Genomic DNA, 6,201 nt, shown 5'->3' on the forward strand with positions numbered 1-6,201 from the left:
ACTTCAAGCCGTTGTTCGAGGCGCAGGCCATCTCGGTGTGCCATCCTGATCTCGCGACGGCCGGCGGCATCCTGGAGACGAAGAAGATCGGCGACCTGGCGCAGGAATACGGCATCAGCATGGCCATCCACATGGCCGGCTCGCCGGTGTCCACCATCGCCGCTGTGCACAGCGCCGCCGCTACGGAGAACTTCATCGCGCTCGAGCATCACTTCACCGATCTGCCCTACTGGGACGACTTCGTCACCGGCATCCCCAAGCCGATCATCCAGGAGGGCTACATCCCGGTTCCGGAAGGGCCGGGGCTGGGCATCGAGCTGAACGAGGAGGTGATCCGCGCACACCTCACGCCCGGCGATCCGGCCGGCTACTTCGAGCCAAGCACATATTGGGACGTTGACCGGTCGTGGGATCGGTTGTGGTCGTAGTGCGCCCGACCCTAAAGGTCTTGGAGACCTTTAGGGTTTACCCGTCACCCAAGGAGGCGGGAGCTCCGCGAGGGTGACGGGGACTCAAAGCCTTGCCTTCGTCCCACCCCACTTGCATCCGTGCGGCGCGGGCATATACTCCCGCGTTGCAAGAGAGCACATCTGCCGGCTGATTCACAGGAGGGAAGCATGTTGCGGTGCGTGTCGGTGCGCCTTCGCTCGCAAGCAGGTTTGAATCTCGTGTTGAGCGCCGCCCTGGCGCTGACGTCGCTCTCGTTCACCCCCCCCCCGCAAACGCCGCCGGCTGCAGCCCCGCCTACCGAGTCCGCCGGTGAGCCGGCCCGGCCGGTGAGCTACGACCCGCTCGGCGCGGTGATCGTGCCCGGTCACCCCGACTTCGACCGCCTGTTCGACCCGGCCGGCCAACCGCCGACCGACCCTGCCCTCCAGCGCCTGCCCGAATTGGCCGGCGATCCGGGCCGCTCGGCCGCCGAACCGCCCCTCGCCGCGGAAGCCGCTCCGCTGCCCGAGCTTCTGCCGCCGGAGGATGTGCTGCGCGCCCATGTCGCCTTCGACCCGGCCCATGCCCTGCCCGGCGAGACCTTGGCTGCGACGCTGGTGCTGCGCGCACGCCGGCCGTTCGAGGGCTTGAGCGTGCGCCTGACCCTGCCCGAGGGGCTGGACTACGTGCCCGACAGCGCCAAGGAGGCGAGCTACGACCCCGCCACGCGCACGCTGAGCTGGGCGAAGGCCGGCGTGGATCAGACCGGCTTGGCCGAGTTCCCCTTCCAGGTGCAGGCGAGCGCGGTCAAAGCCGGTGCGCCTGGGCAGGACGAAGACAGCGTGACGCTCAAGGTCATCCCCGAGGTGCAGCTCGGCGAGGCCGGCGGCCTGCGCGTCGAGGCGTTGGCGCAGGCGGTGGTGATCGGTGCCGCGCCGGCCGAGGCCGCGTTGTCGGCCGAGGGTGGGACGCTCGTGCTACCCGGCGGGCGGGTGACGCTCACCTTCGCCCCCGGCGCGCTGGCGTCGCGCGTGGCGCTGCGCGGCAGCGTCTTCCTGGAGCGCGCCGAGGCCGGCGGGTTGCCCGCGCTGACCTTCCGGGTCGAGCCGGACCTGGCCTTCGCCGCGCCGGTAACGGCGACGATTGACCTGCGCGGGCTGCTGAGCGAGGCGCTGCTGGCCGCGGGCGTCGAGCCGGCGCTGGCCTACCAGCGGGTGAGCACGCGCACCGAGGAGGTCAAGCTGGCCGACGGCAGCGTCAAAACCGTCGAGGTGCGCCAGGTCGTCTACGAACCCGTGCCGGCGCGCTACGACGCGGTGCAGGGCATGCTGACGGCGCCGTTGCGCCACTTCTCGTCTTACACCGTGATCTTCCAGGTGCCGGCCGGGCGGCCGGAGCCGTGGAAGTTCGCCCCGAACATGGGCGGGGTGAGCCCGTTCCGCGGGTCGGCCACCTACGCCCAGAGCGTCGAGCTGCCGGAGATGCCCGACGGCGTGCAACCCGGCCTGACCATCGCCTACGCCAGCGCCGGCGCGGAAAGCGGCGGCTCGGGCGATGACTACCGCATGGGCGCAGGCTGGAGCCTGGACGTGCCGCATGTGCGCCGAGGGGTGAAGCTGGAGAAGCGCCAATACACCACCTGGTCGCCGCAGTGGGGCACGCTGTTCCAGCAATACTACGAGCTGATCACCAACGAGCAATACAAGCTCAGCCTGGGCGGCGTGGAATACAACCTGATCTACAAGGGCAGCGCCAACGGGGCGGACGAATTCGTGACGCAGAACTACGCGCCGGTGCGGGTCTATCGCTGCACGTTCGGGACGTCGTGCAACGGGACGGCGCTGCCGTTCGGAGGGTTCAGCGATTTCGGCGTGCCGGCGCCGCATTACTGGCAGGTGTGGACGGCGGATGGGACGCGCTACGCCTTCGGAACGGACGCTGCCAGCACCAAGGTCTTCCGCAGGCGCAACGGCAACCTGATCGCCTACCAGACCTGGTATCTGCGCTACGTGTATTCGCCGCGGCGCGACGACCCGGCCGTCGCGGGCGGCTGGTCGGCCGAATGGGTCTACGGCGAAGAGCCGATGAGCGGCGACAACGGCATGGTGGACGGACAGCAGTCGTGGCAGATGGGGGCGGACTGGGAGACCAACACCCGGCTGAGCTACATCCGCTACGGCAACCGGCACAGCAGCCCGCCGCGGGCGTATGTGGTGCAGTTCCAATACACCGGTTCGCCGGCGCGCCTGCTCTCGATCTGGACCTGTCGCTACGTCGCCGGCAACCCGGACAACAATTGCCCGCAGGATGCCTGGCGCCTGCGGCGCTACGAGCTGGGCTACGCCGGCCCGTCGTGGAACACCCGCGTGGTGCGCATCACCCCGCAGGCATGGGACACCGGCATCAACGGCTGGCGGCAGTTGCCGAACACCACCTTCGAATACCAGAACGACAACGACACGCTGGTGCGGGCGATCAACAACGGCTACGGCGGGCGGGTGGAGTTCAGCTACTGGCAGGGCTACCGCAACGACCGGACGTATTTCCACGTCAACCAGCGCACGCTGCGCGACGGGCTGGGCGGGGTGACCGTCGAGACCTACGAGTTCTCCAACCCGTGCTGGAACGACGCCGGCAGCCCGTGCCACCTGGGGCACGACGACGTGTATCCGGAGTCGCGCGGCGGGCTGATGGGCTACGGCACGCTCGTCAAGCGGGTGAGCCCGCAGGGCGGCAGCCCGCTGAGCGTGGTGCGCACCGACACGCACACCGACCGGCGCTGGCTGGGGCAGGTGTATGACACGCGCCATTACTCCGCCGACGGCGGGACGGTGCTGCGCGCCGGCCGAGTGTGGTATGGCGTGAACGAGCCGGCGCCGGGCCAGCCGGCGGGCACCTGGCTGAGCTGGGCGGCGGTGACGGACGAATTCCCCTTCGGCGACCTGCGCTACGCCGCCGGCAACGTGCCGCCGGGCGGGGTGCTGATGACGCGCGTCGAGCGGCGGGTAGACGGCCTGGGGAATCCCACGGCCGAGTTTCAGCACGGCTTCTGGCATCGCGGCGGCGACGAGCTGAGCACGCACTGGGGCTACACCCACAACTGGACGCGGTGGGTCGTCGGGCGGGTGGCCTGGGAGAACCGCTTCGACGGCATCCACGAGAACGCCGACATCCCGCAGTTGCGCACGCAGACGCTGGTGTATTACGACGGCAACCCGCATTACTACGCCGCGCCGGTGCGCGGGCTGGTGACGCGGGTGGAACGCGGGCGGCAGGGCCAGTTCTGGGTGAGCGAGCACTACAGCTACGACGGGCAGGGCAACCTGACGGCGATCACCGACCCGCGCGGCCATACCAGCACGGCCGGCTACGACCCGGTGACGCTGAAGGTGCTGTGGGTGCGCAACCCGCTGAATCACACCACCGCCTACGCCTACTTCGGGGTGAACGGCGTGGCGCGGCCGGCGGGGCAGCCGTGGGGTGCGCTGGCCTCGGTCACCGACCCGAACCTGGTGCAGGAGCGCTACTGGTATGACGTGTGGGGGCGGGTGACCGCGGTGGTGCGCCCCGGCGACAGCGACGGCTACCCGACCCTCAGCTACGCCTACAGCGACGCCAACCAGGCGGCGATCAGCCCGCCGTTCAAGGTGGAGACCTGGCAGCGCGAGGTGGCCGGCTGCAGCGGCTGCGTGCACCCGACGTTCGCGTTCTACGACGGGCTGGGCCGGCTGGTGCAGACGCGCAGCGAGACGGTCAACGGGGCGCAGCAGCAGGTGGTGAACGTGACCTACGACGCGCTAGGCCGCGAGGTGCGCCGCTTCGTGCCGGCGCTGGAAGGCTTCAGTTGGGGGTTCAGCCGGCCGGGGGGCTGGGACGGGCGGCCGCACACGCTGACCGAGTATGACCTGCTGGGGCGGGTGACGCGGGTGGTCGGGCCGGACGGGGCGGCGACGCGCACGCTGTATGGTCAGCTCAACGGCGTCGAGGCGCGCCGGCGGGGGGTGGACGCGCTGGGACGAACCAAGGTGTGGGTGAGCGACGGGCTGGGGCGCCTGGTGCGGGTGGAGGAATATACCGGCAACTTCGACGCCGGGACGCACGCGCTGTATGCCCAGACGCACTATGCGTATGGCTGGTTGGGGCAACTGACCCAGGTGACCGACGCGCTGGGCTACGTCACCAGCATCGGCTACGACGCGCTGGGGCGCAAGACCAGCATAAGCGACCCGAACATGGGCAGTTGGAGCTACGCCTACGATGACAACGGCAACCTGATCAGCCAGACCGATGCCAAAGGCCAGACGCTGACGTTCACGTATGACGCTCTCAACCGTTTGACCAAGAAGGCGGTCAACGGCGTGGACATCGCCGGCTACGCCTACGATGCCACATGGTGGACGAGCGGTGCGCATCCGGTCGGGCGGCGCACCATCGCGCAGGTGCTCAACGGCGCGACGGGCACCAATACCTGGACGCGCTGGGAATATGACGCCCGCGGGCGTGTGAAGAAGGAGACCCGCTCGGTGGACGGCGTCCCTGGGACGTTCGACGTCCAGTTCGCCTACGACAGCGCCGATCGGGTGACGAGCATGACCTACCCGAACGGCGAAGTGGTGACGACGAGCTACGACGACGCCATGCGCCCGCGCAGCCTGAGCGGCGCGAGCGTCTACGTGTCGAACGCCACCTACAACGCGCTGGGGTTGCTGACGCGGATGGATCACGGCAACGGCGCGCGCACGCAGCGCTACCACTACGGCAGCGACCTGGAATACCCGAACGCCGGCAACACCAGCTACGGGCGGCTGCGCCGGCTGTGCGTGGCCACCAGCAGCGGCAACTGCGACGACGAAAGCAGCGCCGCCGGCGCGCTGTTGAAGCTGGTGTATGCCTACGATGCGGTGGGCAACATCCGCTTCAGCGGCGACCGGACGACGGGCGAGCGGCTGGCCTACAGCTACGACGACCTGGATCGGCTGACGGGCGTGGCGCCGCAGGTGGGCTGGCCGGGCTACAGCGAGAGCTACAGCTACGACGCGATCGGGCGGATGATCCAGCACAGTGGGCTGGGGACGTTCAACTACTGGCACGCCAGCAAGCCGCAGGCGGTGACGCACCTGAACGGCGCGCCGATCGCCAGCTACGACGCCAACGGCAACATGGTGAGCCGGTGGGACAACGGGGCGTGGTATACGCAGGAGTGGAACGCAGACAACAAGGTGACGCGGGTATATGGCAACGGGCAGGACATTTACTATGCCTACGACGCCGACGGCACGCTGGTGCGCAAGACGCAGGGCGGGGTCACGACGATCTACGTCGGCCCGCATGCGGAGTGGAACAGCAGCACGGGCTGGACGAACTACTACTACTTCAACGGCCAAAGGGTGGCGATGCGCAACAGCGGCGGGGTGTATTGGCTGCACGGGGATCACCTGGGCAGCGCGTCGCTGGTGACGAACGCGAGCGGTGGGGTGGTGTCGCAAAGCCGCTATACGCCGTATGGTTCGGCACGCCACGTTAGCGGCACGTGGCCGACGGATCGGCGGTTCATCCCGCTGTTCGCTACGCTCACGCGGGACGTAGCCGCGGGGCAGCGGTTGGAAGGCAGTGTTGGGCTGTATGACTATCCCCTGCGGGGACCTTCGCTGCGCTTCGGCAACGCGCGGATGTATTCGCCGCTGCTGGCGCGGTTCATCTCGCCGGACAGCATCGTGCAAGCGCCGAGCGATCCACAAAATCTGAATAGGTTCTCCTGCGTGCGAAACAACC

At 68.8% G+C, this 6,201-nt stretch carries 2 protein-coding genes; both read left to right on the forward strand.

Annotated elements, in window-relative coordinates; genetic code table 11:
* Positions 1–428, forward strand: a 428-nt coding sequence (locus QN157_14760) for an enolase C-terminal domain-like protein (GenBank protein MDR7556848.1), incomplete at its 5' end; no start/stop codon positions are given.
* A 189-nt stretch (positions 429–617) separates the two neighbouring features.
* Positions 618–6,201 (forward strand): hypothetical protein (locus QN157_14765; GenBank protein MDR7556849.1); only part of this gene is annotated, 5,584 nt, incomplete at its 3' end.

The sequence above is a fragment of the Armatimonadota bacterium genome, assembly GCA_031459855.1.
GTDB classification, from domain to species: domain Bacteria; phylum Sysuimicrobiota; class Sysuimicrobiia; order Sysuimicrobiales; family Humicultoraceae; genus Fervidifonticultor; species Fervidifonticultor primus.